This is a genomic window from Solilutibacter silvestris, assembly GCF_002895945.1.
Lineage (GTDB): Bacteria > Pseudomonadota > Gammaproteobacteria > Xanthomonadales > Xanthomonadaceae > Solilutibacter > Solilutibacter silvestris.
The window spans coordinates 243,564-268,134 of record NZ_NPZB01000001.1 but is presented as its reverse complement, the minus strand read 5'-3'; the positions used below and the strand labels follow the sequence as shown (position 1 = coordinate 268,134).

Below are 24,571 nucleotides of genomic sequence, written 5' to 3'. Positions count from 1 at the left end.
CGAGCCTACATGGACGTATTCATGGCGTCCCGCGCATTGGAGCTGGTCACACACGCCAGCCAGCGCGTGCGAGAATCCCCGGCCACATCAGCCAGCACGTGCGAGAAGAATCAGTGCGTTGCGCGGTCGCGCTTCCAGCCGCGATGCTGGATGTCGAGATACAGGCTGTACAGCGCCGTGAACGCCGGAAACAGATTTTGCAGGATGCCCACGGAATCGTTCTTGCCGAAGACGAAGTAGCTGAGCGTCATCAGGCTGCCGACGATGCTCATGTACCAGAACGCACGCGGCACCACCGGCTTGCCGTAGCGCTTCGACGCGATCAACTGCACGAACCAGCGGCCACTGAACATCAGTGCGCCGAGCCAGCCGACCAACTTCCACGGGCTTGCATGCACTCCGGTCCAGGCCAGCCATGTGATCGGCGTATCCATCACGCCCTTCGGTGCGGCATGCACGGTATCGGCAACGGCCTGCGCCGCCTGCAGCAACAGCATCGACATCACAGCTCCTCGGTGCGGGTACGGCGGCTGCGGTCGATCAGCCACGACACGCCGCGCAGATCGCGCACGCCGACCATCGCACGACCGAAGTTGGTGTACTTGGACGAACCGCTGGCGCGATGACGATGATTCACCGGCACGCTGATCGTCTTCCAGCCCGCACGCTGCATCAGTGCCGGCAGGTAGCGGTGCATGTGGTCGAAATAGGGCAGGTCGAGGAAGGCGTCGCGCTCGAACAACTTGATGCCGCAGCCGGTGTCCGGAGTGGAATCGCGCAGCATGCGTGATCGCAGTACGTTCGCCCACTTCGATGCCCAGCGCTTGCTGCCGGAATCCTGTCGCTTCACGCGCCACCCGGCAAACATTTTCGTGTCGCCATCGGCCTTGTCACGTTCGGCCAACAGGTTGGGAATGTCGGCGGGATCGTTCTGGGCATCGCCGTCGAGCGTGGCGATCCACGGTGCGCGCGCGGCCTTGACGCCATTGCGCACCGCGGTGCTCTGCCCGGAATTGCTGAGATGGCGGACCACGCGCAGCTCCGGCACTTCCGTCTTCAGCCGTTGCAGCACGGACAACGTGCCGTCCTTCGATTGATCGTCGACATAGACGATCTCGAACGGCAGTTTGCCGCGCAACGCGGCGAGGATTTCGCGGATCAGCGGTTCGACATTGTCCTGCTCGTTGTAGACCGGCACGACCACCGAGAGTTGCGGTTGTTCGCTCATTTGCGCAGTCGCTCCAGGATACCGTCGAGCGCGTCGAGGCTGCCGTAATCGATCACCAGTTTGCCGCGACCCTTTGGCCCCTGTTTCACCGTGACGCGGCTGCCCAACGAATCGGACAGTTCGCGTTCCAGCGTGGCGACGTCGGGATTGGCGATGGACGATTTCGCCGCACGCGCGGCGGTGTCGCTCGGCACCTTGCCGGCGGCGTACTGCTGCGCGCGCGCTTCGACTTCGCGCACCGACCAGCCGTGTTGCGCGGCTTCCGAGGCCAGGCGCGAGGCAAGTTCCGACGACAGTGTCAGCAATGCGCGGGCGTGGCCCATTTCCAGTTGCCGCGATTCCAGCAACGCGCGGATCGCCGGCGGCAGGTCGAGCAGGCGCAGCAGGTTGGAGACGCTGGCGCGCGAACGGCCGACCGCTTCCGCTGCCAGGGCGTGGGTGAGGTCGAATTCGTCGATCAGGCGTTGCAGCGCTTGCGCTTCTTCCAGCGGATTGAGGTCTTCGCGCTGGATGTTCTCGATCAACGCCATCGCGATCGCGGCGCGATCGTCGAGTTCGCGGATCACCACCGGGATGTCATCAATACCGGCGCGCTGCGAGGCGCGCCAGCGGCGTTCGCCGGCGACGATTTCGTATTTGTCCTTGCCAATGGCGCGGACGACGATCGGCTGGATCACGCCTTGTGCGCGGATCGAGTTGGCCAGTTCGTCCAGCGCGTCCTCGCGCATCTGCTGGCGCGGCTGGTACTTGCCGGCTTGCAGTTGCGACACCGGCAGTCGTTCGAGGCGATCGCCCGGTTGTGGCTGTTCGACGTCGACCTTGGCGACGGCTGCGTCGTGATTGCCGAGCAGCGCGGTGAGTCCGCGGCCGAGTCCGCGCTTCTTGGCCGGGGCCTTGGCAGCAGTCATGCGGTGTCCTTTGTTTTTGCTTTGGTCTTGCGGGCGTGGTCGCGACGGACGATTTCGCCGGCCAGGCCGAGATAGGCGATGCCACCGCGCGAGGCGCGGTCGTAGCGGAGGATGCTCTGGCCGTGGCTGGGCGCCTCGGCGAGACGGACGTTGCGCGGCACCACGGTATTGAGGATGGCGTCGCCGAAGTGTTCGACCAGATCGGCCGAGACGGCGTTGCCGAGGTTGTTGCGGACGTCGTACATGGTGCGCACGATGCCTTCGATCTGCAGCGCGGGATTGAGCTTGGCCTTGAGCGCGTTGATGGTTTCGATCAGCGAACTCAGGCCTTCCAGCGCGTAGTACTCGCATTGCATCGGCACCAGCACGCCATCGGCGGCGGTGAGCGCGTTGAGGGTGAGCAGCGACAGCGCCGGTGGGCAATCGATGATGATGTAGTCGTAGCGATCACGCAGGCCGTCGAGCGCGCGCTTGAGTCGTTGCTCGCGGTACTGCTCGTCCATCAATTCGAGTTCGGCCGCGGTGAGATCGGTATTGCCGGGGATCAGGTCGTAGCCTTCCTCGCTCTTGATGATGGCGTCTTCGGCCAGCACTTCCTCCAGCAGCACGTCGCAACTCGACGCCTCGACCGTGCGCTTGTCGATGCCGCTGCCCATGGTCGCATTGCCCTGGGCGTCGAGATCGACCAGCAGCACCCGTTGCGGCATCTGCGCGAGCGCCGCGGCAAGGTTGACGGCGGTCGTGGTCTTGCCGACTCCGCCTTTCTGGTTGGCGACTGCAATGATGCGGGCCATCGTCTGCTGCTTGGGGCCGCTGCTGCGGCTGGATCGGACATTATGCCGATGCCGGGCAAAAGCGTCCGGCGGGCCTCAGGTCCGGGCCACGACCACCAGTTCGCGGCGGGCTTCGAGGCCGGGGACGCGCAGCGGATGGACGTCGCGGATCGCCCAGCCGGGCGGCAGCTCGCGGCTCTCCTCGTCGGTGGTGCCGGATTTCATCGCCAGCAGCACGCCATCGGGCGCGAGCAGGTGGCCGCCGACGTCGAGGATGCCGGCCAGCGTGGCCAGTGCGCGCGCGGTGATCTGGCGATAGGCGCCCGCTTCATCCACCTGTTCCGCGCGGCTTTCCAGCACGCGGGCGTTGGCGATGCCGAGGCTGCGCACGGCCTCGCGCAGGAAGCGCGCCTTCTTGCCATTGCTCTCGACCAGCGTGACCTGGACGTCGGGGCGGGCGAGCGCCAGCGGGATGCCGGGCAGCCCGGGGCCGGTGCCGAGGTCGGCCAGCGCGCCGGCTTGCAGGTACGGATGCATGGCCAGCGAGTCGAGCAGATGACGAGTGACCATCTCGGCAGGATCGCGCACGGCGGTGAGGTTGTAGGCGCGGTTCCAGCGCGCGAGCAAGGCGAGGTAGTCGAGCAGGGGCTGGGACAGCGCCGGATCGAGCGCCAGTTCGGCCAGTCCGTGTTCCAGCGTCGGGCGCAGGGCGGCGATGTCGGGGGATACGGTCATCGCGACATTATCGCGGTCGCCACGCCAGCGCGGCGAGATAGCCCGGCGCCGGGCTCCACTCATGCAAGCGCCACGATGCCGCCTCGCCCAGCGCGTGATCGGCGTGATCGAGCCGCAATGCGCCATCAATTTCAGCGAACTGCAGGCGATCGAGCCCGAAGCTCAATCCATGCCCATGCGCTTTCAGCACTGCTTCCTTGGCGCACCACAGGCGGTGGAAGGCGTGGTCGCGTGCGGCGGCATCGGACTGCACGGCCAGCCATGCCTGCTCATCCGGGGTGAAATAGCGGCGCGCGATCTCCGCCACCTTGCGCTTCCCGTGAGGCCATTCCATGTCCACGCCCAATGTCACGCCAGTGCCGAACGCCAGCAGCAGGCCGTCGCCGCTATGGCTCCAGCTGATGTCGTGGCCGTCCAACGCGCCGCCCAGGCGCGGGCGATCCTGCGTGTCGCGCTGCAGCGGCAGTTCCGTCGCGGCGATGCCGGTGCGCGCGGCCAGCCATTCGCGCACCTGTGATTCGGCGCTGCGGGCGGCATCGCGCGGCATCCATGCGGTCTCGGGCAAGGCGGCAGTCATGCGTGCAGCGTAAAGTAAGCGGCATGGGGAACGAAGCTGGACAACCGCTGGCGAGGGCCGAATTGCGCCCGCTGATCGATGGATCGCGCGATCGGCCGCTGCTGTTCGCGCCCGATGGCGTGCCGCTGTCGCGCGGAGAATTCCTGGCGCGGGTGCGCGCGGTGGCGGCACGGTTGCCGCAGGCGACGCACGTCATCAACCTGTGCGAACGCCGCGACGCCTTCATCATCGGCCTGTGCGCGGCAGCGAGTCGTGGCCAGGTCACGCTGTTGCCGCCATCGCGCGCGGACGACGTGGTGGCGGAAGTGCAATCGCGCCATCCCGGCAGTTATCGGATGGGCGATGCCATGCCGGATGGAACGCATGGCGACGTCGATGTGCACGTCGATCCCGCAGCGCAAGGGATCGATGGTGATGATCCGTTGATCAACCCCGATACGGTGCTGGTGATCGGATTCACCTCGGGCAGCACCGGCGCGCCGATGGCCTATCCGAAGACCTTCGCCGGCTTCCGCATCAGTACCGCACAGAACGTCGCCGCGCTTGATGGTTTGCTCGCGCCAGGCGAACAGTTCAGCGTCGTGGCGACGGTGCCACCGCAGCACATGTACGGCATGGAATTGTCGGTGCTGTTGCCACTGGTCGGACCGGCCGCGGTGCACGCGGGGCGTCCGTTCTTTCCGCAGGACATTGCCGCCGCGCTGGCGCAGGTGCCGGCGCCGCGCCTGCTGGTGACGACGCCACTGCATCTGCGCGCGCTGGTGGAATCGGGCGTGGAATTGCCGGAACTGAAGGTGGTTGTCACCGCGACCGCTCCGTTGCCGCAGGAGATCGCCGCCGCCGCCGAGACGCGTTACCGCTGCGAAGTGCGCGAGATGTTCGGTTCCACCGAAACCTGCGTGATCGCCGCGCGCCGGACAGCGCGCGACAATGAATGGACTTTGCTGCCCGGCGTGGAATTGCGCCCGCAAGCCGAAGGCACGCTGGTCCTGCGCGAGTCGTTGCCGCAGCCGGTGCTGCTGGCCGATCTGGTCGAGCTCGCTGCCGATGGTCGCCGCTTTGCCTTGCGCGGGCGCAGTGCGGATGTGCTGGAAATCGCCGGAAAGCGCGCGTCGCTGGCCGATCTCACCCGACGCTTGCAGCAGGTGCCGGGCATACGCGATGGCGTGATGGTGCAGGTCGCGGCAGATGCCCAGGGCGTGCGCCGGCTGTTCGCGATCGTGGTGGCGGATACGGATCTTGGCGATGAGGACATCCTCGCGGCGCTGCGACGTTCCAGCGACCCGGTGTTCCTGCCGCGACGCATCTTCCGCGTCGATGCCCTGCCGCGCAACGAAACCGGAAAGTTGCCGCGCGCGGAGATCGACGCGATCATCGAACGTGCTTTGAAGGCGCGTTCATCGCGCTGAATCCAGCGCATTCAGCATCACTCTACGCATTCATCACGATCCATTGCCAACACTTGGCGTGCACGCGAACTCGCGTCGCACACTTTCCCAATCTGGAGGACGGATCATGCTTGGTTGGATCATCTATCTCGTGATCGGCGGCATCATCGGTTGGCTCGCGAGCATCATCATGCGTCGCGATGCCCAGCAAGGCATATTCATGAACATCATCGTCGGTGTGGTCGGTTCGTTGCTCGGCGGTTGGCTGGGCGGGATGATCACCGGACATGGCGGCAATGCCGCAAGTGGCCAATTCGACATGAGCAGCCTGCTGTGGTCGCTGATCGGCGCAGTGGTGCTGTCGGCGATTGTCAATCTGGTCACGCGTGGTCGTGCGCGCTGAGTGTTGCTGCCACTGAGTCATCAGCTTCCTCGCGCCCGCTTGGGTGTCCCTATGACCGCGACCGTGAATACGTCATGTAGCTCAGCCGCAGCATCCATCTGCGGAATGGTCGGCCATAGGGACACACCGCGCAGGTGCTGCCGGCAGATTAGCGTTTCGTCGCTACGCTGAAGTCACGCGCGCCAGCCAGCGCGTGCGATTACAGCGCGAACTCCACCCACGCCGGCGTGTGATCGCTCGGCCGCTCCCAGCTGCGCGGCTCGACATCGATGCCGGCCGCGACCACCTTGTCCTTCAGGGCATCCGACACCAGCAACAGGTCGATGCGCATGCCCCAGCCGCGCTGGAATGCGGCGAGCCGGTAATCCCACCAACTGAACTGTTTTTCCACGTCGGGATGGAGCAGGCGCAGGCTGTCGTGCAATCCCAATGCTGCCAGTGACGACAACGCCTCGCGTTCCGGAACGGAGCACAGCACCTTGTCCTTCCAGCGCTTGGGATCGTGGACGTCGATATCGGCCGGCGCGATATTGAAGTCGCCCATCACCACCAGTTTCGGATGGCGCGACAGTTCATCCTTCAGCCACGCCTGCACGGCGGTCAGCCAGCGCATCTTGTAGTCGAACTTCTCGCTGCCGACCGCCTCGCCGTTGACGACGTAGAGATCGATGATGCGCACGCCATTGATGGTGGCGGCGATCGCGCGCTGTTGCGGATCATCGAAGCCGGGAATGCCGCGTTGCACATCGGTGATGTCATGGCCCTGGGCGAGCAGGGCGACGCCGTTATAGGTTTTCTGGCCGCAGAACACGCTGCTGTAGCCATCGGTGGTCAGCGCTTCGTGCGGGAAGCGCGCGTCCTCCAGCTTGGTTTCCTGCAGGCCGACCACGTCGGGCTTGAACTCCTGCAACCAACGTTGCAAATGTGGCAGCCGCACGTTGAGCGAATTGACATTCCAGCTGGCGATTTTCATGCGGGATCCTGGACAGGCGTGCAGCCGCGTCCGGAATGCGCGGCGCGGCCATGGTACGTCAGCGGCCGTGTGTGGGGAAAAATGCCGGGCTGGCCGCGACTCGGTCGCGTCTCCGTTTCGCAGGTGTATCGCAGCAGGTGCAGCGCCGCCTTCAAACCCGAAATGGTTGATGACATCGACGATGAAGAAGGGCCGTGTCCGCCAAGGGGACTGCTCCCAGGCTGCTGTCGGATACGTTCGCATATTCGGCGTCGACGTTCGCCTCACGGGGAATGGCGACAATGGGGCATGCCGGAAGGTCCCTCCATCGTGCTGTTGCGAGAGGCCGCGCAGCGATTCGTCGGGCGCCGCGTGCTGGACGTGGCAGGGAACAGCAAGCAGCCGATCGCGCGGCTGCAACATCGCGTGCTGAAGCAGGTGCGCAGCTGGGGCAAGCATTTCCTGCTCGATTTCGGCCCGTTCTGGGTGCGCATCCATTTCGGCCTGTTCGGCAGCTGGCGGATCGATGAGGCGACGGAGCGCGCGCCGCGGCTGCGCCTGCAATTCAGTCGCGGCGAAACACTGGCGTTTTATGCCTGTTCGGTGCGGATCGTCGATGGCGACGTCGAGGCGCACTACGACTGGAGCGTCGACGTGATGGATCCGCGCTGGGACGCCAAGGCAGCGCGCGCGAAGTTGCGTCGCCATCCCGACGCGCTGGTGGCCGATGCTTTGCTCGATCAGGACGTGTTTTCCGGTGTCGGCAACATCATCAAGAACGAGGTGCTGCATCGCATTCGCGTCCATCCGGAAAGCCGGGTCGGTGCGCTGCCGTCGCGCAAGCTTGCGGAAATGGTCGAGCAGGCGCGCGTCTACAGCTTCGATTTCCTGGCGTGGAAGCGCGACTTCGTGTTGCGCCAGCACTGGCAGGTGCACGCCAAGACGATCTGCCCGCGCGACGGCACCCGCCTGTCCTACCGCAAGCACCTGGGAAAACGCCAGCGTCGCGCCTTCTGGTGCGCGACCTGCCAGCGGCTGTACAAGTGACGCGATGGCATCATGTCGCCATGGACAACATCGATCTGCGTAGCGACACCGTGACCCAACCCACGCCCGCCATGCGCGAGGCAATGGCCCGCGCCATTGTCGGTGATGACGTCTATGGCGAAGACCCGACCGTGAATGCGTTGCAGGAACGGCTGGCGGCCGATCTCGGGTTCGAGGCCGGACTGTGGTGCGCCACCGGCACGCAGGCCAATCTGGTCGGGATGATGGCGCATTGCCAGCGCGGCGATGAATACATCGTCGGGATGGACGCGCATACCTACAAGTACGAGGGCGGCGGCGCAGCGGTGCTGGGATCGGTCCAGCCGCAGCCGATCCCGCAGGCTGCGGACGGCAGCCTGCCGCTGGAGTCGGTGGAACAGGCGATCAAGCCGGTCGATCCGCATTTCGCGCGGACGCGGCTCGTCTGCCTCGAGAACACCTGGATGGGACGGACGCTGGCGCCCGACTATCCGGCGGCGATGCGCGCGCTGTGCGATCGCCACGGGCTTGCGCTGCATCTCGATGGTGCGCGCCTGTTCAACGCCGCGATTGCCTCCGGTTTGCCCGCACGAAAACTGGTGGAACCATTCGACAGCGTGTCGGTGTGTCTATCAAAAGGACTGGGCGCGCCCGCGGGATCGGTGCTGCTCGGTTCGCGCGCGCTGATCGAAGCCGCGCGGCGCTGGCGCAAGGTGGTGGGCGGCGGCCTGCGTCAGGCCGGCATCCTTGCCGCGGCGGGAATGCATGCGCTCGATCATCATGTCGAACAATTGGCGGACGATCATGCCCGCGCCAAACTGCTCGCCGACAGCTTGGGCGACTTGCCCGGACTCACCGTGAACGCGCAACACACCAACATGGTCTTCATCGACGTGCCCGCGCCTCGTCTCGCTGCCTTGAAGCAGGCGATCGCCGACGCCGGCATCCGCATGTCGATCGGTTACACGCCGAGCATCCGCATGGTCATCCATCGTGATATCGCCGACGCCGGCATCGATCGCACCATCGAAACCTTGCGCACTTTTGGAGCCGCTGCATGAGCACGAACATCCGCCCGTATCTCGACCAGATGCCGAAACTCGGCGAGCGCGTCTACATCGATGAATCCGCGCGCGTGATCGGCGACGTGGTGCTGGGCGATGATGTCGGCGTGTGGCCGTTCGTGGTGATTCGCGGCGATGTCAATTTCATCCGCATCGGCGACCGCACCAATGTCCAGGACGGCACGGTGATCCACGTCAGCCATGACGGTCCGCATGCCAAGCTCGGCGGGTTCGCCACGGTGATCGGCAGCGACGTCACCATCGGCCACAAGGCGATCATCCATGCCTGCAAAATCGCGGACGCCTGCCTGGTCGGCATGGGTTCGTGCGTGCTTGACGGCGCCGTGATCCAGCAACATGGCTTTCTCGGCGCGGGCGCGTTGCTGCCGCCGGGCAAGGTGATGGGCGAGGGCGAGATGTGGCTGGGTGCGCCGGCGAAGTTCGTGCGCAAGTTGTCCGATGCCGAGATCGACGCGCTGTTCTATTCCGCCAGCCACTACGTCAAGTTGAAGGATGAATACCTGACCGGCGTGCCGCGCGAGCGCTGATCGCCGGAGTCATGCAGGCGCGATGACATTGCGGCACACTGGTCCGGGGATGGGACAGACGATGCTCGATACCGTGCGGGAAATCCATACGCCCGAAGGGGTGGCGTTGCGCTTGCCGGCGGCAGGGCCGGTGCCGCGCGCGCTGGCGTGGTTGCTGGATGCGGCGATCCGCCTCGGTTGCGTGCTGCTGGCGATGGTGTTGTTCGGCGTGCTGGGCGCGACCGGTTCCGGCGTGTGGCTGGTGTTGCTGTTCGTGTTCACCTGGGCCTACCCGATCCTGTTCGAAGTGCTGTGGCATGGACAGACGCCGGGCAAGCGGGTGATGGGATTGAAAGTGGTCGCGGCCGATGGCGCGCCGGTGGCGTGGATGGCGTCGATCACCCGCAACCTGCTGCGTGTTGCAGATGGACTGCCGCTGTTCTACGCCTTCGGATTGCTGTCGTGCCTGATCGATCCGTGGAGCCGGCGACTTGGCGATCTCGCCGCATCGACGCTGGTGATTCACGTTGAACCCACCCATGCGATCGCGGCGCTCACCGTGCAGGGCATCGCCACGCCGCTGTGGCCGATGCAGCCGGGTGAGCAGGAAGCGGTCATCGCCTTCGCCGAACGCCTGCCGTTGCTGAGCGCCGAACGCCAGCAGGAACTCGCCGATATCGCGCAGCCACTCACCGGCGAGCGCGGGCCGATGGGCGTGGTGCGACTCGCAGGCATCGCCAACTGGTTGCTGGGGCGCTGATGAGTGCGGTGAACGGTGGTGGCACGCTGCGCCAGGAACGCTTCGTCGAACGCTACCAGGACGAGTGGCGCGAGTTCGAGGACTGGTTGCAGGCGCGCGGCGAATTGCCGCAGACGCGCTGGTCGGGGCGTCCGTGGACGGGCTTGCGCGATGAGGACGTGCCATTGCGTTATTGCCGCATCTGCCAGCATCTGGCGTTGGCGCGACGTCGCGGTTACAGCCCGTCGGTGACCCATCGCCTGCAGGACCTGATGCAGCGCGGCCACAACGTGTTGTATCGCGCGCCGGCCGCGCGTTTCCGTCCCGTCGTCGATTTCGTCCTCAACCAATTCCCGCGACTGGTACGCGCGCATCGCGGCTACATGCTGGCATCGCTGCTGCTGTTCGTGGTGCCGCTGGTGGTGACGTTCGTGCTGTCGGTTGAGCGGCCGGACATGGTCTACACGCTGATGGATCCGGCGCAGGTCGCCAACGTCGAGCGCATGTACAACCCGGCCGACCACGGCCATTACGAGATGCGCGCGGCCAGCACCAATGTCGGGATGTTCGGCTACTACGTCATGAACAACGTCAGCATCGGCTTCCGCACCTTCGCCAGTGGCATCTTCCTGGCGATCGGTACGGTGTTCGCGCTGGTCTTGAATGGCGTGATGGGCGGAACGGTGGCCGGGCATTTGCAACAAATCGGCTCGGGATCGACGTTCTGGCCATTCGTGGTCGGCCATTCCGCGCCGGAATTGAGCGCGATCGTGATTGCCGGTGGCGCCGGATTGCGCATCGGCATGGCCCTGGTCGCGCCGGGACGGCGACGGCGCATCGATGCGCTGATCGCGGCTGGCCTTGATGGCGCGCGGCTGAGCATGGGCTTCTTCGCGATGCTGATCGTGGCGGCGTTGATCGAAGCGTTCTGGTCGTCGAACGGCGCGATTCCGTCGTCGGTGAAATTCGCGGTCGGCGCGATGTTGTGGACGCTGGTGCTGGCGTGGTTGCTGCTGGGCGGACGCAGGAGTGCGACGCGTGCAGATTGAACGCACCGCCGTGGTGTTGCGCCCGCGTTCGCCGTGGGAAGCGATGGAGCTTGGCAGCGCGCTGGTCCGTCGCAACGCCGGCGCGGTGTGGAAACCGTGGTTGGCGTTGACGTTGCCGGTGTTCGCAGTGGTGAACGTGCTGGGCTGGATCTTCGATCACGCCTGGTGGGCGCTGTTCGCGATGTGGTGGTTGAAGCCGCTGTTCGATCGCATCGTGCTGCACGTGTTGTCGCGCGCGGTGTTCGGCGATGTGCCCGGCGCGCGCGAGACCTTGCGCGCGCAACGGCGCTGGGGCCTGCCGCGGCCGATGCTCGATCATCTCCTCTGGCGTCGATTGAGTCCGGCGCGTTCGCTCTATCTCCCCGTCGATCTGCTGGAAGGCGGCGATGCCAAGCAGCGCAGCGAGCGGCGACGGGTGATCGGTGCGCGCGCCAGCGGCCATGCCGCGGCGTTGACGCTGGTGTGCATGAACTTCGAAGTGGCGTTGATGCTGGCGCCGGTCTTGTTCGTGATGATGTTCATTCCGCCGGAATTGCTGCCGCAGACCTGGGCCGGCGCGATGCAGACCATGCAGGGCGGCTTCACGCCGGGCATGGCGCTGGCCTACAACGCGCTGGCGTGGCTGGCGACGACACTGGTCGAACCGTTCTACATCGGTGCCGGATTCGGCCTGTATCTGAATCGTCGCACCGAGTTGGAAGCGTGGGACGTCGAGATCGCATTGCGACGGATGCGTGCGCGCCTGCAGCGGTTGGCCGGCGCGGCCATGGTGGTCGCATGCATCGCATTCGCGCCACGCCTGTTGCACGCGCAGGGGAACACACAGGCGAACCGGCAAAACAACACGGTCCATGGACAGGCCGCGAATCCGCAGAATGCCATCCACGGGCAGGCCAATGCCGGCCAGCAGAAACTCGTGCCGGCGCAGTCATTGGAGGCGGCGATTGGACCGCTGCAGCCGCAGCAACAGTCGTTGCGCGATGCCATGGTGAAACTGAAGGACGATCCGGAGCTGCATCCGCGCGAGCAGATCACGCGCTGGGAGCCGATCCGCAAACCGACGCCGCAAACGGCGAGCAAATGGAGCCTGCCGTCGTGGCTGGGCATGTTCGCGCGCGGGCTCGGCACCGTCGGGCAGGTGATCGCGTGGGCGGTAGTCGCCGCGATTGTCGGGCTGCTGGCGTGGTGGCTGGTGCGCACATTGCCGCAATGGCGTGGTGGATCAGCGCGTCGCCGCGCCAGCGACATCGCCATCGTCGACATCGCGCCGCCGGAAGCCTTGCCCGACGATATCCCAACTGCGGTACGCAGGTTGTGGGCGAGTGGTGATCGCCGGCAGGCGTTGGCGTTGCTCTATCGCGCCGGCGTCGAATCGATGGTCGCGCGCACGCAGGTGCTGCTGGTGCCCGGCGCCACCGAAGCCGAATGCCTGCGCGCATCGACGCAGTTGCCTGGTGACGAGGAGCGCACGCAATTCCGCACGTTGGTGCGCATGTGGCAGTACGCCGCCTACGCGCATCGTTTGCCTGATGATGCCGAATTCGACGGATTGCTGTCGGGGTTGGCGCACAGTTTCGGGTGGTCGCGATGAACGCGCGCGGCCGCAACATCGCCTTGGTGGTCGCCGGCATCGCGCTGATGGCGGCACTGGTGGCGTGGTGGTTCCACAGCATGCATCGCGTCAGCGATTGGGTCGATCTGCCGGTGCGCGGCGAGGCGGCGTGGAATCGTCTCTATCCCTTGCAGAAAGCCTTGCGCGCGAGCGGGCACACGGTGCAGTCGCGGCGACGTTTGCAAATGGAATTGACGCCGCTCGGCGAACGCGACACCGTGGTGATGTTGCAGGACACGCTCGGTTTGCAGGCCGACGAAACCTACGACCTGCTCGACTGGGTGGAAGGCGGCGGTCATCTGGTGGTGGCGCTGCCGCAGGGCGACGCCGACCTCAATCGCAACAGCGGCCAGCCGACGCTGACCGAAATCCTCGGCGTGCAGCGCCTCAAACGTGATCGCGGCGACGACTGCCTGCGCTTCAGCGCGCCGGGCGCCACGAAGCCGGAAGAACTGTTTTGCGGCAGCCAGCGTTTCAACCTGTCGCAGGGTAATCCGGTTTTCGGGCTGCGCGCTCCCGACGGTGGCTGGGTGGTCGCGCGCATCGCCCATGGCAAGGGATCGGTGGACGTGCTGTCGTCGCTGTGGCTGGTCCAGCGCAATTCCATCGAATCGCCAGTCAATGCGTGGCTTGCTGCACAGCTGCTCGCACCCAATGATGGCCGCGGCACATTCCATCTCATTTACGAGCCCGGATTGCCGTCGCTGTGGCTGGTGATCTGGCGCAAGGGCTGGATGGCATGGGCGCCGGCATTGCTGGCGCTGCTGGCATGGCTGTGGTGGCGCACGCAGCGCGTCGGTCCGCTGCTGCCGGGCCATGTGCGACAACGGCGTTCGTTGATCGAACACGTCACGGCCTCCGGCGAATTGCTGTGGCGCTTCCGTCGCGGCGATCTGTTGTACCAGGCGGTGCGCACGCGTTTCATCGCGAAATTGCGCCGACGCGATCCCGTCGCCGCCACGCAGGCGGATGCGCTGCAGGCGGAGATGATCGCCACCGCGACCGGCGTGCCTGCCGCCATGGTCCAGCGCGCTTTGCAATCCCCCTCCATCGGCGACGCCCACGCCCTGCGCGAACGCATCGCCCTCCTCATCGACCTGGGAAAACGCTTATGACCGACACCTCTCCTCCGCAGATCCCGGCCAACGCCACGCCGGCCGCGATCGCCCCCATCACCGGCGAGGCATTGGTCGCGCAGGTCGCCGCCATCCGCGAACAGGTATCGAAAGCCTTCATCGGCCAGCCGCAGGTGCTCGACCAGATCCTGCTGACGCTGATCGCCGGTGGCCATGCCTTGATCGAAGGCGTGCCTGGCCTCGGCAAGACGCTGCTGGTGCGTGCGTTGTCACAGGCGCTCGGCTGCAACTTCGCCCGCGTGCAGTTCACGCCCGACCTGATGCCCAGCGATGTCAGCGGCCACGCCTTCTACGATCCCAAGACCACGAGCTTCATGATCCGTCGCGGCCCGGTGTTCACCCACCTGTTGTTGGCCGACGAAGTGAATCGCGCGCCGGCGAAGACGCAATCGGCGTTGCTGGAAGTGATGCAGGAACGTCAGGTCACCATCGAAGGCCGCAGCTATCCGCTGGCGCCGCCGTTCATGACGCTGGCGACGCAGAATCCGGTGGAACAGGAGGGCACTTATCCGTTGCCGGAAGCACAGCTCGATCGTTTCCTCGTCAAGATCCTGATCGACTATCCGTCGCTGGCCGACGAGAAGCGCATGGTCGCGGAGATCAGCAATGGTCGCGTCGCCTCGGATTTCGATCTTGCGCAGGTGCAACGCGTCAGTTCACCGGAACAGATCGTCGGCCTGCAACTCGGTACGGCGCTGGTGCAGCTCGATGACGCGGTGATCGATTACGCCGTGCGCATCGTTGCGGCCACGCGCAAATGGCCGGGCATCGCGCTCGGCGCCGGGCCGCGCGGCAGTCTTGCACTGGTGCGGGCGGCGCGTGCACAGGCGGTGTTGTCGGGCCGTGATTTCGTCACCCCCGACGACATCCGCGAAGTCGCCAAGCCGGCGTTGCGCCATCGCATCGCGCTGGCGCCGGAATTGCAGATCGAAGGACAGGATGTCGATGCAGTGCTGCACGCGCTGCTGGCACGGGTGGAGGCGCCGCGGCAGTGAGTGTGGTCGTCGCCAGCGACGAAGCCGTCACCATCGGCGATCCGCAGCCCGCGCGTGACTGGCCGCGACCGTCGCCGTGGCTGGTGATAATCATCGCGGCGTGGGCGTTGTTCGGTCTTGCCGCGAGCCTGTGGCTGGTGCCGCAGGCGTGGTGGTGGTTCGCCGGCGCCGGCATCGCAGCGGTCGCGTTGCTCGACCTGTTGCTGCTGCGGCTGTTGCCGACACCGGCGGCACGCCGGGAGTTGCCGGAGATCCTGCCGCTGGGTGTGGAACGCGAGGTGTCGCTGGAATTGCGCGCGCCGCGCCGGGTGCGCGTGGATGTGCACGATCTCCATCCCGGCGCGTGGTTCGCCAAGGGCCTGCCACGTCGAATGACCTTGCCGCGCGATCGCATCATCCGTTTCGACTATCGCTTGCGGCCATCGGAACGCGGCAACGCCAGCTTCGGGCGTGTGCAACTGGTGCTGCATTCGCCGTTGCGATTGTGGCGGCAATCGCGACTGGCCGGCGAATCGCGCACGCTGCGCATCTTCCCCAATTTCGCGCCGCTCACCCATCTCGCGCTGTTGAGCGCGGAGCAGGCGTCGCGAATGGTTGGGGTGCACATCAAGCGCCGCCGTGGCGAAGGCACCGATTTCCACCAGATGCGCGAATACCGCGAAGGCGACAGCCTGCGCCAGATCGACTGGAAGGCGAGTTCGCGCGTGGGAAAATTGATTTCGCGCGAGTACCAGGACGAGAAGAACCAGCAGGTGATCCTCTGCGTTGATACCGGCCGTCGCATGCTCGCGCGCGATGGCGAACTGTCGCACTTCGATCGCACCCTCGATGCCGCGCTGGTGGTGTCCTATCTCGCACTGCGCCAAGGCGATGCCGTCGGCCTGTTCGCCAGTGGGGGCGAACGCCGCTGGGTGGCGCCGCAGCGTGGCATGGGCGCGATCGATACGCTGCTCGCGCAAACCTACGACCTGCAACCGCAACCGGTCGCCACCGACTTCCTCGCCGCCGCCACCGAACTGTCGCGCCGACAGCGTCGCCGTGGCCTGCTGATCTGGGTCACCAACCTGCGCGACGAGGACAGCGACGACATGCTCGCCGCGATCCGCATGCTGCAATCGCGCCATCTGGTGATCGTCGCCAGCCTGCGCGAACACGCATTGGATACGGCGGCGAATTCCGACGTGCATGAACTGGAAGATGCCTTGCGCGCCGGTGCCGCCGCGCGCTACCTGCAACAACGCGCCGCCGTGCACGATGCCCTGCGCCGGCAACGCATCACCGTGCTCGACGTCACCTGCGAGGAATTGCCCGGTGCGCTGGTGGAACGTTATCTGCGGGTGAAGCGCGAAGGCTTGCTGTAACCACAACATGACTGCGCCGTAAGGATGGTGGAAAGGTTGCGGTAATCATCGGTGCGGCTTAATGGGGTTTGTCCTTGCCACCGTAGAGAAACCGATGGCTTTCCCCTCGCGCTCGCACATGGTGCCCGTGGCCGCCCTCGGCATGCTGGTTGCCGGCATCGCACAGGCTGCCGAGACACCGGTCCAGCGCCTGCAGCTGGGAAACCGCATCAGCTGGGGCATCGACAGCCGGACCCTGCAGCGGGTATCGACGGTCGGGGTCGACCGCTATCTCGACGAGCAGTTGCGCCCCGATCCCGCTGCGCCGTTGCCGCCGGCGATCCAGGCCCAGATCGATGCCATGCAGATCAGCCGCACGCCGATGCCGCAACTGGTGCGCCAGCTCGAAGCGCAGCGCAAGGCGATGGACCCGATCCACGACGAACAACAGAAAAAAGCCTTGCAGGACGCCTACCAGAAGGCGCTGAACGCACCCATGCGCGAGGCCGCGACCCGCTCCCTGCTACGCGACCTGTATTCACCCAAGCAGTTGCAGGAACAGATGACCTGGTTCTGGATGAACCATTTCTCCGTGTTTTCGTACAAGGCCAATATCAGGCCGATGCTGGCCGATTACGAGGATGCGGTGCGCGCACATGCACTTGGGCGCTTCCGCGATTTGCTGGGCGCAGTGGCGCACCATCCGGCGATGCTGCGTGATCTCGACAACGACCAGAACGCCGCTGGCCACATCAATGAAAACTACGCCCGCGAGTTGATGGAGCTGCACACCCTGGGCGTGAACGGTGGCTACAGCCAGAAGGATGTGCAGGAAGTGGCGCGGGTGCTGACCGGCCTCGGCGTGAACCAGGGCGACGCGATGCCGAAGATCAAGCCGGCGTTGCAGGCGCAGTACCGCCGCGCGGGTCTGTTCGAGTTCAACCCGGGCCGCCATGACTACGGGCCGAAGGTGGTGCTGGGCGCGCCGATCCGTTCCTCGGGCCTGGCCGAAACCGACGAAGTCCTGGACCGGTTGGCGCGCCAGCCCGCGACGGCACACTTCATCTCGCGCAAGCTTGCGATCTACTTCATCGGCGATGGCGTTTCCGATGCATTGGTGGAACGCTTGGCGCAGGCCTATCTGCATAGTGACGGTCAGATCGCCGTCGTGCTCAAGCAGTTGTTCCGTTCCGACGAATTCCATGCCTCGCTGGGACGCGACTTCAAGGATCCGATCCACTACGTCGTGTCCGCAGTACGCCTGGCCTACGAAGACAAGCCGATCCTCAACGCCGGACCGATGCTGGGTTGGCTGGGCCGCATGGGCGAGCCTCTGTACGGACGGCAGACGCCTGACGGATATCCGCTGGGGCAGGCGGCGTGGGTCAGTTCCGGGCAGATGAACACCCGCTTCGAGATCGCCAAGGCGATCGGCAGCGGCAGCGCCGGACTGTTCAAGCTCGACCAGCCCAATGCCACCGACGCGCCGGCATTTCCCCAGCTGCAGAATGCGCTGTATTACCAGGCGTGGCAGCCGGCGTTGAGCGCGCCCACCCGCGATGCGTTGACGCAGGCGCGGTCGCCGCAGGAATGGAACACCTATTTCCTCGCCTCCCCCGATTTCATGAACCGATAGGTGATCGCCATGGAACGTCGCGATGTCCTCAAGCTGCTTGCACTGGCCTCCGCCGCCAGTTGCACGAGCCAACTGTTCGCCGCGCCCGCCGCGCCCGGCAAGTTCCTGCTGGTGTTCCTGCGCGGTGGCTATGACGCAGCCAATCTGCTGGTGCCGCACGCCAGCGATTTCTATTACACGGCGCGGCCCACCATCGCTGTCGCCAAGGATGCGGCATTGCCGCTGGATGCCAGCTGGTCGCTGCATCCGGCCTTGCGCGCGCATGTGCATCCGATGTTCCAGTCGGGGCAGGCCGCCTTCATCCCCTTCGCCGGTGTCGACGATCTCACCCGCAGCCACTTCGAAACCCAGGACAGCATCGAGCTGGGCCAACCGGTGGGCAACAGCCGCGATTTCAGCTCCGGGTTCATGAATCGCCTGGCTGGCGTACTGCACGGCGGTGGCGCGGTGTCCTTCACCGACCAGTTGCCGCTGACCTTCCGTGGCGGCGCGCAGGTTCCCAACGTCAATCTGCTCAACCTCAGCAAATCCGGACTGGATGCGCAGCAAACCGCGGTGGTCGGTCGCATGTATGCCGGCAGTCCGCTGGCGACCGCGATCCGGCAGGGCGCGGAAGTGCGCAAGGACGTGATGATGGAATTGAGTGAGGAGATGACAGCGGCCAATCGCAACGCCGCCAGCGCCAAGGGCTTTGCGCAGGAAGCACAGCGCATCGCGCGACTGATGCGCGACAAATACAATCTCGGCTTCGTCGATGTCGGCGGTTGGGATACCCACGTCGGCCAGGGTGCGGCGACCGGCTACCTGGCGAATCGCTTCGACGAGTTGGGCCAGGGCTTGCAGGCGTTCGCGCAGGAGCTCGGTCCGCAGTGGCGGAACACGGTGGTGTTGGTGCTCAGCGAGTTCGGTCGTACCTTCCGCGAGAACGGCGACAAGGGCACCGATCACGGCCATGGATCGGTGTACTGGGTGCTGGGCGGCGCACTGCACGGCGGCCGGGTTGCCGGCGAACAGGTCGTGGTGTCGCAGCCCAACCTGTTCCAGAACCGCGACTATCCCGTGCTCAACGACTACCGCGCCATCCTTGGCGGCTTGTTCCATCGCATGTACGGCTTGTCCGCTGCGCAACTCGGCAGCGTGTTCCCGGGCGCGAAGCCGGTGGATCTGGGGCTGGTCTAGCCGCCCATCCGCAACTGCGTGTAGATCGCATCGGTCTGCGGACGCACGCCGTGCCATAGCTCGAAACTGTCGGCGGCCTGCTCCACCAGCATGCCGAGGCCGTCGCTGGTGCGCGTGCAGCCGTGGCCTTTCGCCCATGCCAGGAAAGGCAACGCGCGCGCGCCGTAGTTGAGATCGATCGCGGTGCTTTCGTCGCCGAGGATCGATGCCGGATAGTCCGGCACCCCATCGCCTTCGTCGGGCGGCACCGCGCTCAGCACCAGATCGAAGCTGCCGAGACCCGGCAATTCTTCCAGCGTGCAGGCGATGGCGCGTTCGCTGTCGTGCAATTGGTCGACCAGATCCCAAGCGTTGGCACGCGTGCGATTGGCGACGACGAGTTGCGCGATGTCGGCATCGAGCAATGCCGGCGCGACGGCGCGCGCGGCGCCACCGGCACCGATCAGCAACACGCGTTTGCTGAACGGAGCGAAGTCGCGACGCTCGCGCAGATCGCGCACCAGTCCGCTGCCGTCGGTGATGTCGCCGAACCAGTGGTTGTCGCGCCAGATCAGCGTGTTGACCGCACCGGCGCGGCGCGCGCGCGGACTCAGCGATTGCGCGGCAGCCGCGGCGGCGAGTTTGTCGGGTGCGGTGACATTGGCGCCGATGCCGCCGGCACGCTGGAAGCGCTCCAGCGTCACGTCGAAGCCGGCGGCGGTGTCGATCGCCACGTACAGCATGTCGATGCCGCACTGGCGTGCGAATTCGGCGTGGATGCGCGGCGATAGCGAATGCGCGACCGGTGCGCCGAGAACGGCGTAATGGGGCAGGCTCATCGTGTTCAGCGGTCTTCGCGCAGCCAGCGTGCGGCGTCGATGGCGAAATAGGTGAGGATGCCGTCGGCGCCGGCGCGCTTGATCGATGTCAGCGCTTCCAGCGTGCAGGCGCGTTCGTCCAGCCAGCCATTGGCATACGCTGCCTTCAACATCGCGTATTCGCCGCTGACCTGATAGGCGAAGGTCGGCACGCCGAAGGTGTCCTTCACCCGCCGCACGATGTCGAGGTAGGGCAGGCCCGGCTTCACCATCACCATGTCGGCGCCTTCGGCGAGGTCGAGTTCGACTTCGCGCAATGCTTCGTCGGCATTGGCCGGATCCATCTGGTAAGTGAACTTGTTGCCCTTGCCGAGCGCACTGGCGCTGCCGACGGCGTCGCGGAACGGGCCGTAGAACGCCGAAGCGTATTTCGCGGCGTAGGCGAGGATGCGGGTGTGGATGAAACCGTTGGCTTCCAGTGCGCCACGGATTTCACCGATGCGGCCATCCATCATGTCGCTGGGGGCGACCACGTCGACGCCGGCGCGTGCATGCGACAACGCCTGTTTCACCAGCGCGTCGACGGTTTCATCGTTGAGGACGTAGCCGCTGTCGTCGAGCAGGCCATCCTGGCCATGGCTGGTATAGGGATCGAGCGCGACATCGGTGATCACGCCGAGTTCGGGGAAACGTTCCTTCAGCGCACGCACGGCGCGCTGGCACAGGCCATCGTCCTGCCACGCGGCTTCGGCCGTCAGCGATTTCGCCTCGGGCGCGGTGACCGGGAACAACGCGATCGCCGGGATGCGCAGTTCGCACAGGGTCTCGGCGGTCTTCAGCAGTTCGTCGATCGACACGCGCTCGACGCCGGGCATCGACGGCACCGCAACGCGCCGCTGCAACTCGTGCACGAACGCGGGATAGATCAGGTCGTCGGCGCCCAGCACCGTTTCGCGCATCAGCCGCCGCGAGAAATCATCGCGACGCATGCGTCGCGGACGAACGTAGGGATAGCTCATCCCGGCATTCTACCGCCGCAACGTGAATGGGGGATCAGGGCCTGCTCTCAGGCGTGGACGCCGTCGATTTCCACCGCGAGTTCGCGCCGGCAGATCGCCGCATGCAGCACGATGTAGCGAACGTTGGGGCCAAGCACGCCGCGCAAGGTGCGATCGACCAGTTCGAGGTCGCCGGCGTCGCGCACATAGACCTTGAGGCGCGCGCCGTGGCCGAATCTCGCGGGCAGGTCGGGGCGTTTCAGGCGCGCCGCGCCGATCAGCGCATCGAAGTTGCGGAAGGTTTCATGGATCTGCGCGACGAGATCGCTGGCGTGCTGCGAGGCGTGGCCAACCACCGCGGCGGTGCCCGACAGCATCAGCGGCATGTCGCTGGCGGCGGGCGGCAGCATGGCGCGGGCGAAGCTCGGCGCTTGCGGCCCGTACTGGCGCGGGTAGTGGTAGGCGCTGACCTGGCGTGGATTCTCCACCGGCGTGCCGGTCGTGGCGCTGGACAGCCAATAGACTTGCAGCACGCGCGCGGTGTCGCAGCGCCCGATCGCGGTGGCGGCCGGCAGCGATTGCGCATCAAAGGTGCCAAGGCCGTGCGCGCGACCGACGCAGAATTGGCGATAGCGTTCGATGTCGCCGTCGCCGACGGTGATCGAGTCGAGGTAGTTCCAGACCCGCAACAGGTGCGGCGTGTCGCTGCCGTTGACGAAGTCCGTCAGCTGCCGGTAGGCCTGTTCCGATGCGGCGATCAGGTCGCCGTCGCCTTCCTCGATTTCAATGGCGCCGAAGGTCAGTTGGCCGTCGCTGGCCCAGGCGATGTTGCCGTCGCGGCCATGACGAACGCCGTGGCCGGCGCGCCAGACTTCCAGCGGCGCATCCCCATGCGGTTGCAGCGGCACGCGCAGGTAGCGCGGGTCGGCGTGGGTCGCCGGATGCCCGGCGAAGCCGATCACCGCCAGGGTGTCGTCGCGCGCGAGCTCGGCGTCCAGCGTGGCCAGCGGAACGTAATCGACCAGCAGGCGTGGAAGTTGTGGAACGTGGCGCGCAGCGCGACTCACGGCGCATCTCCCTGCAGCGTTTCCTCGCGCACTTCCACGTCGAGCTGGCGACGGCGGTTGCGCCATGCGGCGAAAGCACGGCCGGACATGCCCAGCGTGGTGAGGGCATAGATCACCCGGAAGATGCGCAGGCGGCGCAGGATCGGCTTGGCGTCGAAGACATCACCGCTGAGCATCGAGACGATGGCGCGTTCGACCCCGAAGAGGTCGCGACGGTTGGCGAACAGATGCTTCATCGTCGGCGAAGTGAAGCGGTAGATGAACCACTTGAATTCATCCAGGCCGCGATCGAATTGATGCTGGAATTTGCGTTGCAGCGAGGCTTCGCGTGCGGGTGTGCGCAGGATGCCGTCGACCATGCGCGCGCAGCCTTCGGCCGATTTCATCGCCAGGAACACCCCGGAGGAGAACATCGGGTCGACGAAGGCGTAGGCATCGCCCAGCAAGCTCCAGTGGCGGCCATGCATCCGCGTGCATTCGTAGGCGTAATTGCCGGTGACATGCACCGGGGCGATGCGTTCGGCATCGCGCATGCGCGCGTCGAGCTCGGGCACGGCCATCAGCGTCTGCATCAGGAACGCTTCCTGGTCGCCACGGCGCTGTTTGAGATAGTCGGGGAAGCACACCGCGCCGACGCTGGTGACGCCGTCGGATAGCGGGATCACCCAGATCCAGCCGTGGGCATGGCGATAGATGCTGACGTTGCCGGCATCTCGGCCCTCGCGCCGCTGCACGCCGCGGTAATGGCTGAAGATCGCCGCCGAGGCATGGCGCGCATTCTTGCGCTTCAGCGCGAGCTTGCCGCCGAGGACGGTGTCGCGGCCGCTGGCATCGAGCAGGTAGCGCGGGCGGAATTGCTGGCCGCGGGCGTGCACGGTGATGGCGCCGTCATCGGCGAAATCGACGCGATCGACCTTGTTGTGGTCGCGCGCATCGACGCCTGCCGCGCGGGCGTTGTCCCACAGGATCTTGTCGAAATCGGCGCGCTTGACCTGGAAGGCATATCCCGACTGCGGACGGAAGCTCTTGCTGAAGTCGAAGACTTCGTAGCTGCCGTTGTCATTGGGAAAGTCGGCGCCGAGCTTGAGCGTGCTGCAATCGCGCACGGCATCGTGCACGCCCAGTCGCTCCAGGATCGGCATGTTCTGCGGCAGCAGCGATTCGCCGATGTGGAAGCGCGGGTGCGCCTCCTTTTCCAGCATCACCACCTGCCAGCCGTCGCGCGCAAGCAAGGTCGCGGCGGTACTGCCGGCAGGGCCACCGCCAATGACAAGCACGTCGCATGCCTGCACATCGCAGCTGCGGGGCGGCATCGTGGCCGTGTCGGCGGTCACGCCAGCGGATTTTGTCTGGCCGTCGGGCCGCACTTCGGAAGCTTCCATACCCAAGGCATAATACCGGCTGCAGGCGATGATCCGGAACTCCGGCGTCGCCAGACTGAATATCACGGGTGGAACGCATGTCCGAACAAACCACAGCTGAACGCGAACTCGCCGAATTGCTGGTCGAAAGCCTGAACCTGGAGGATATCGCTCCATCCGCGATCGATCCCGAGGCGCCGCTGTTCAACACCGGGCTGGGCCTCGACTCCATCGACGCGTTGGAACTGTCGCTGGCGATCTCGAAGAAGTACGGTCTGCAGCTGCGTTCCGACAATGAAGAAAACCGCAAGATTTTCGCTTCGTTGCGCGCGCTCTCCGAGTACGTCCAGCAGCATCGCGCTGCCTGATCGCACGGCCATGGCGATGCTGCTGAGGATCGCTGCCTTGCTGGCCTGTTTCGTGGTGGAGCAGCGTGCCTTGCGCGCCGACAGCCCGCGATTGGCGGGACTGGCGCTGGGCCTGCTCGCCTTGGTCGTCTGTGCCCGCGGGCTGCTGTTGTTGCGGCCACGCGCATGGCTCGCCGCCTTGGCGTGGATCGGCATCGCCTGGGTATTGGCGGGATCGCGCTATGCGATGCCGGTGTTGTTGCTGATGCCGAGTGTGTTCCTGGCGCTGGTGTGTTCGTTGTTTGCGCGGACCTTGATCGGCGGGCAAGCGCCGCTGGTGGTGCGGATGGTGTCCTTGATCGATGGCCTGCCGATCGCGCAACTGCCGGCAGACGTGCGTGGATACGCCACCGGGGTGACTCGGTTGTGGGCCGGCCTGCTGGGCGGATTGGCCTTGCTCGATCTCGCGCTGGCGCTGGTGACGACGCCGGGCGGCGTGCTTGAACGCCTGGGCATCGCGTCGCCATGGCCGCTGTCCCCGCAGGTCGCGGCAATGGTCGACACCTGGGGCATCTACGTGCCGTTGGTAGTGGCATCGATCGGCGAATTCCTGATCCGGCAACGGCGTTTTCCCGGGCGCTATGCCGGGCCGCTCGACTACGCCCGCAAATTGGCGCGGGTGCCGCGCGAAAAATGGGCCGGGATCTTCCATTGAGGAGCGCGACCGTCCGGGA

Annotated in this window: 26 protein-coding genes; 15 read left to right on the top strand and 11 right to left on the bottom strand. The window is 65.8% G+C overall.

Annotation, left to right across the window (positions count from 1 at the left end):
* Positions 1-110: 110 nt before the first annotated feature.
* The 6 genes from Lysil_RS01240 to Lysil_RS01215 all read right to left on the bottom strand — a co-directional run bounded on the left by Lysil_RS01240 (position 111) and on the right by Lysil_RS01215 (position 4,221).
* Complete coding sequence (locus Lysil_RS01240) at positions 111-434, bottom strand: lipid-A-disaccharide synthase N-terminal domain-containing protein (RefSeq protein ID WP_103074909.1); 324 nt, start codon at positions 432-434, stop codon at positions 111-113.
* A 68-nt stretch (positions 435-502) separates the two neighbouring features.
* The gene (locus Lysil_RS01235; protein WP_103073768.1) at positions 503-1,228 is read right to left on the bottom strand and encodes a glycosyltransferase family 2 protein; all 726 of its coding nucleotides are present in this window, start codon (positions 1,226-1,228) and stop codon (positions 503-505) included.
* Positions 1,225-2,136 carry a ParB/RepB/Spo0J family partition protein gene (locus Lysil_RS01230; RefSeq protein ID WP_103073767.1) on the bottom strand — a complete coding sequence of 304 codons (912 nt, stop codon included), beginning with the start codon at positions 2,134-2,136 and terminating at the stop codon, positions 1,225-1,227. Before Lysil_RS01230 ends, Lysil_RS01235 begins: the two co-directional genes overlap by 4 nt.
* Positions 2,133-2,930, bottom strand: coding sequence for a ParA family protein (locus tag Lysil_RS01225; protein ID WP_103073766.1), 798 nt, complete (start codon positions 2,928-2,930; stop codon positions 2,133-2,135). Before Lysil_RS01225 ends, Lysil_RS01230 begins: the two co-directional genes overlap by 4 nt.
* 75 nt (positions 2,931-3,005) lie before the next feature.
* Positions 3,006-3,644 carry a 16S rRNA (guanine(527)-N(7))-methyltransferase RsmG gene (gene rsmG / locus Lysil_RS01220; protein WP_103073765.1) on the bottom strand — a complete coding sequence of 213 codons (639 nt, stop codon included), beginning with the start codon at positions 3,642-3,644 and terminating at the stop codon, positions 3,006-3,008.
* 7 nt (positions 3,645-3,651) lie between these two features.
* Positions 3,652-4,221 (bottom strand): 4'-phosphopantetheinyl transferase family protein, encoded by a 570-nt coding sequence (locus Lysil_RS01215; RefSeq protein WP_103073764.1) that lies wholly within the window; start codon positions 4,219-4,221, stop codon positions 3,652-3,654.
* A gap of 23 nt (positions 4,222-4,244) precedes the next feature.
* Here Lysil_RS01215 and Lysil_RS01210 point away from each other — a divergent pair, with 23 nt between their 5' ends.
* Together Lysil_RS01210 and Lysil_RS01205 are read left to right on the top strand one after the other, a co-directional pair.
* Entirely contained in the window at positions 4,245-5,630 is a 1,386-nt protein-coding gene (locus tag Lysil_RS01210) for an AMP-binding protein (RefSeq protein WP_103073763.1), read from the top strand.
* 106 nt (positions 5,631-5,736) lie between these two features.
* On the top strand, positions 5,737-6,012 hold the full coding sequence (locus tag Lysil_RS01205; protein WP_103073762.1) for a GlsB/YeaQ/YmgE family stress response membrane protein: 276 nt from the start codon (positions 5,737-5,739) through the stop codon (positions 6,010-6,012).
* A 199-nt stretch (positions 6,013-6,211) separates the two neighbouring features.
* On the opposite strand, the gene xth is transcribed toward Lysil_RS01205, so the two are convergent.
* Positions 6,212-6,985 (bottom strand): exodeoxyribonuclease III, encoded by a 774-nt coding sequence (gene xth / locus Lysil_RS01200; protein ID WP_103073761.1) that lies wholly within the window; start codon positions 6,983-6,985, stop codon positions 6,212-6,214.
* Positions 6,986-7,273: 288 nt separating this feature from the next.
* Here xth and Lysil_RS01195 point away from each other — a divergent pair, with 288 nt between their 5' ends.
* From Lysil_RS01195 to Lysil_RS01145, 11 genes are all read left to right on the top strand, one after another.
* Positions 7,274-8,011 carry a DNA-formamidopyrimidine glycosylase family protein gene (locus tag Lysil_RS01195; protein WP_103073760.1) on the top strand — a complete coding sequence of 246 codons (738 nt, stop codon included), beginning with the start codon at positions 7,274-7,276 and terminating at the stop codon, positions 8,009-8,011.
* Positions 8,012-8,031: 20 nt separating this feature from the next.
* Positions 8,032-9,051, top strand: a complete 1,020-nt coding sequence (ltaE, locus tag Lysil_RS01190; RefSeq protein ID WP_103073759.1) for a low-specificity L-threonine aldolase — start codon at positions 8,032-8,034, stop codon at positions 9,049-9,051.
* Positions 9,048-9,602 carry a gamma carbonic anhydrase family protein gene (locus tag Lysil_RS01185; RefSeq protein WP_103073758.1) on the top strand — a complete coding sequence of 185 codons (555 nt, stop codon included), beginning with the start codon at positions 9,048-9,050 and terminating at the stop codon, positions 9,600-9,602. Before ltaE ends, Lysil_RS01185 begins: the two co-directional genes overlap by 4 nt.
* A 49-nt stretch (positions 9,603-9,651) precedes the next feature.
* The gene (locus tag Lysil_RS01180; protein WP_103073757.1) at positions 9,652-10,341 is read left to right on the top strand and encodes an RDD family protein; all 690 of its coding nucleotides are present in this window, start codon (positions 9,652-9,654) and stop codon (positions 10,339-10,341) included.
* Between the two features lie 26 nt (positions 10,342-10,367).
* The gene (locus Lysil_RS01175; protein WP_103074908.1) at positions 10,368-11,369 is read left to right on the top strand and encodes a stage II sporulation protein M; all 1,002 of its coding nucleotides are present in this window, start codon (positions 10,368-10,370) and stop codon (positions 11,367-11,369) included.
* Complete coding sequence (locus Lysil_RS01170) at positions 11,359-12,960, top strand: DUF4129 domain-containing protein (RefSeq protein ID WP_129588328.1); 1,602 nt, start codon at positions 11,359-11,361, stop codon at positions 12,958-12,960. Before Lysil_RS01175 ends, Lysil_RS01170 begins: the two co-directional genes overlap by 11 nt.
* A complete protein-coding gene (locus Lysil_RS01165; protein ID WP_129588327.1) occupies positions 12,957-14,096 on the top strand; it encodes a DUF4350 domain-containing protein in 1,140 nt (379 codons plus the stop codon). Before Lysil_RS01170 ends, Lysil_RS01165 begins: the two co-directional genes overlap by 4 nt.
* Complete coding sequence (locus tag Lysil_RS01160; RefSeq protein ID WP_103073754.1) at positions 14,093-15,112, top strand: AAA family ATPase; 1,020 nt, start codon at positions 14,093-14,095, stop codon at positions 15,110-15,112. The genes Lysil_RS01165 and Lysil_RS01160 overlap by 4 nt, the downstream gene beginning before the upstream one ends.
* Before the next feature lie 32 nt (positions 15,113-15,144).
* Positions 15,145-16,473, top strand: coding sequence for a DUF58 domain-containing protein (locus Lysil_RS01155; protein ID WP_240600259.1), 1,329 nt, complete (start codon positions 15,145-15,147; stop codon positions 16,471-16,473).
* Positions 16,474-16,534: 61 nt separating this feature from the next.
* A complete protein-coding gene (locus tag Lysil_RS01150; RefSeq protein WP_103073753.1) occupies positions 16,535-18,088 on the top strand; it encodes a DUF1800 domain-containing protein in 1,554 nt (517 codons plus the stop codon).
* A gap of 9 nt (positions 18,089-18,097) precedes the next feature.
* The gene (locus tag Lysil_RS01145) at positions 18,098-19,267 is read left to right on the top strand and encodes a DUF1501 domain-containing protein (RefSeq protein WP_103074906.1); all 1,170 of its coding nucleotides are present in this window, start codon (positions 18,098-18,100) and stop codon (positions 19,265-19,267) included.
* Here Lysil_RS01145 and aroE read toward each other — a convergent pair.
* The 4 genes from aroE to Lysil_RS01125 are packed head-to-tail and all read right to left on the bottom strand — an operon-like array spanning position 19,264 to position 23,442.
* Positions 19,264-20,085 carry a shikimate dehydrogenase gene (gene aroE, locus Lysil_RS01140; RefSeq protein ID WP_103073752.1) on the bottom strand — a complete coding sequence of 274 codons (822 nt, stop codon included), beginning with the start codon at positions 20,083-20,085 and terminating at the stop codon, positions 19,264-19,266. The two genes, Lysil_RS01145 and aroE, sit on opposite strands and share 4 nt — an antisense overlap.
* A 5-nt stretch (positions 20,086-20,090) precedes the next feature.
* Positions 20,091-21,083, bottom strand: coding sequence for a porphobilinogen synthase (hemB, locus tag Lysil_RS01135; RefSeq protein WP_103073751.1), 993 nt, complete (start codon positions 21,081-21,083; stop codon positions 20,091-20,093).
* Between the two features lie 47 nt (positions 21,084-21,130).
* Entirely contained in the window at positions 21,131-22,129 is a 999-nt protein-coding gene (locus tag Lysil_RS01130; RefSeq protein WP_165782334.1) for a chorismate transformation FkbO/Hyg5 family protein, read from the bottom strand.
* Entirely contained in the window at positions 22,126-23,442 is a 1,317-nt protein-coding gene (locus Lysil_RS01125; protein WP_103074904.1) for an NAD(P)/FAD-dependent oxidoreductase, read from the bottom strand. The genes Lysil_RS01130 and Lysil_RS01125 overlap by 4 nt, the downstream gene beginning before the upstream one ends.
* Before the next feature lie 146 nt (positions 23,443-23,588).
* Here Lysil_RS01125 and Lysil_RS01120 point away from each other — a divergent pair, with 146 nt between their 5' ends.
* The gene (locus tag Lysil_RS01120; RefSeq protein WP_103074903.1) at positions 23,589-23,858 is read left to right on the top strand and encodes a phosphopantetheine-binding protein; all 270 of its coding nucleotides are present in this window, start codon (positions 23,589-23,591) and stop codon (positions 23,856-23,858) included.
* A gap of 10 nt (positions 23,859-23,868) precedes the next feature.
* Positions 23,869-24,552: a hypothetical protein gene (locus Lysil_RS01115; protein ID WP_103073750.1), complete on the top strand. Its 684-nt coding sequence runs from the start codon at positions 23,869-23,871 to the stop codon at positions 24,550-24,552.
* The last annotated feature ends 19 nt before the right edge of the window (positions 24,553-24,571 follow it).

Bases quoted from the DNA above. Each gene is read 5' to 3' on its own strand.
- Lysil_RS01225 (WP_103073766.1), bottom strand. From the start codon at position 2,930: ATGGCCCGCATCATTGCAGTCGCCAACCAGAAAGGCGGAGTCGGCAAG.
- Lysil_RS01160 (WP_103073754.1), top strand. From the start codon at position 14,093: ATGACCGACACCTCTCCTCCGCAGATCCCGGCCAACGCCACGCCGGCC.
- Lysil_RS01145 (WP_103074906.1), top strand. From the start codon at position 18,098: ATGGAACGTCGCGATGTCCTCAAGCTGCTTGCACTGGCCTCCGCCGCC.
- Lysil_RS01185 (WP_103073758.1), top strand. From the start codon at position 9,048: ATGAGCACGAACATCCGCCCGTATCTCGACCAGATGCCGAAACTCGGC.
- Lysil_RS01235 (WP_103073768.1), bottom strand. From the start codon at position 1,228: ATGAGCGAACAACCGCAACTCTCGGTGGTCGTGCCGGTCTACAACGAG.
- Lysil_RS01210 (WP_103073763.1), top strand. From the start codon at position 4,245: ATGGGGAACGAAGCTGGACAACCGCTGGCGAGGGCCGAATTGCGCCCG.
- ltaE (WP_103073759.1), top strand. From the start codon at position 8,032: ATGGACAACATCGATCTGCGTAGCGACACCGTGACCCAACCCACGCCC.
- xth (WP_103073761.1), bottom strand. From the start codon at position 6,985: ATGAAAATCGCCAGCTGGAATGTCAATTCGCTCAACGTGCGGCTGCCA.
- Lysil_RS01115 (WP_103073750.1), top strand. From the start codon at position 23,869: ATGGCGATGCTGCTGAGGATCGCTGCCTTGCTGGCCTGTTTCGTGGTG.
- Lysil_RS01215 (WP_103073764.1), bottom strand. From the start codon at position 4,221: ATGACTGCCGCCTTGCCCGAGACCGCATGGATGCCGCGCGATGCCGCC.
- Lysil_RS01180 (WP_103073757.1), top strand. From the start codon at position 9,652: ATGGGACAGACGATGCTCGATACCGTGCGGGAAATCCATACGCCCGAA.
- hemB (WP_103073751.1), bottom strand. From the start codon at position 21,083: ATGAGCTATCCCTACGTTCGTCCGCGACGCATGCGTCGCGATGATTTC.
- aroE (WP_103073752.1), bottom strand. From the start codon at position 20,085: ATGAGCCTGCCCCATTACGCCGTTCTCGGCGCACCGGTCGCGCATTCG.
- rsmG (WP_103073765.1), bottom strand. From the start codon at position 3,644: ATGACCGTATCCCCCGACATCGCCGCCCTGCGCCCGACGCTGGAACAC.
- Lysil_RS01240 (WP_103074909.1), bottom strand. From the start codon at position 434: ATGGATACGCCGATCACATGGCTGGCCTGGACCGGAGTGCATGCAAGC.
- Lysil_RS01125 (WP_103074904.1), bottom strand. From the start codon at position 23,442: ATGCCGCCCCGCAGCTGCGATGTGCAGGCATGCGACGTGCTTGTCATT.
- Lysil_RS01230 (WP_103073767.1), bottom strand. From the start codon at position 2,136: ATGACTGCTGCCAAGGCCCCGGCCAAGAAGCGCGGACTCGGCCGCGGA.
- Lysil_RS01165 (WP_129588327.1), top strand. From the start codon at position 12,957: ATGAACGCGCGCGGCCGCAACATCGCCTTGGTGGTCGCCGGCATCGCG.
- Lysil_RS01195 (WP_103073760.1), top strand. From the start codon at position 7,274: ATGCCGGAAGGTCCCTCCATCGTGCTGTTGCGAGAGGCCGCGCAGCGA.
- Lysil_RS01205 (WP_103073762.1), top strand. From the start codon at position 5,737: ATGCTTGGTTGGATCATCTATCTCGTGATCGGCGGCATCATCGGTTGG.
- Lysil_RS01150 (WP_103073753.1), top strand. From the start codon at position 16,535: ATGGGGTTTGTCCTTGCCACCGTAGAGAAACCGATGGCTTTCCCCTCG.
- Lysil_RS01120 (WP_103074903.1), top strand. From the start codon at position 23,589: ATGTCCGAACAAACCACAGCTGAACGCGAACTCGCCGAATTGCTGGTC.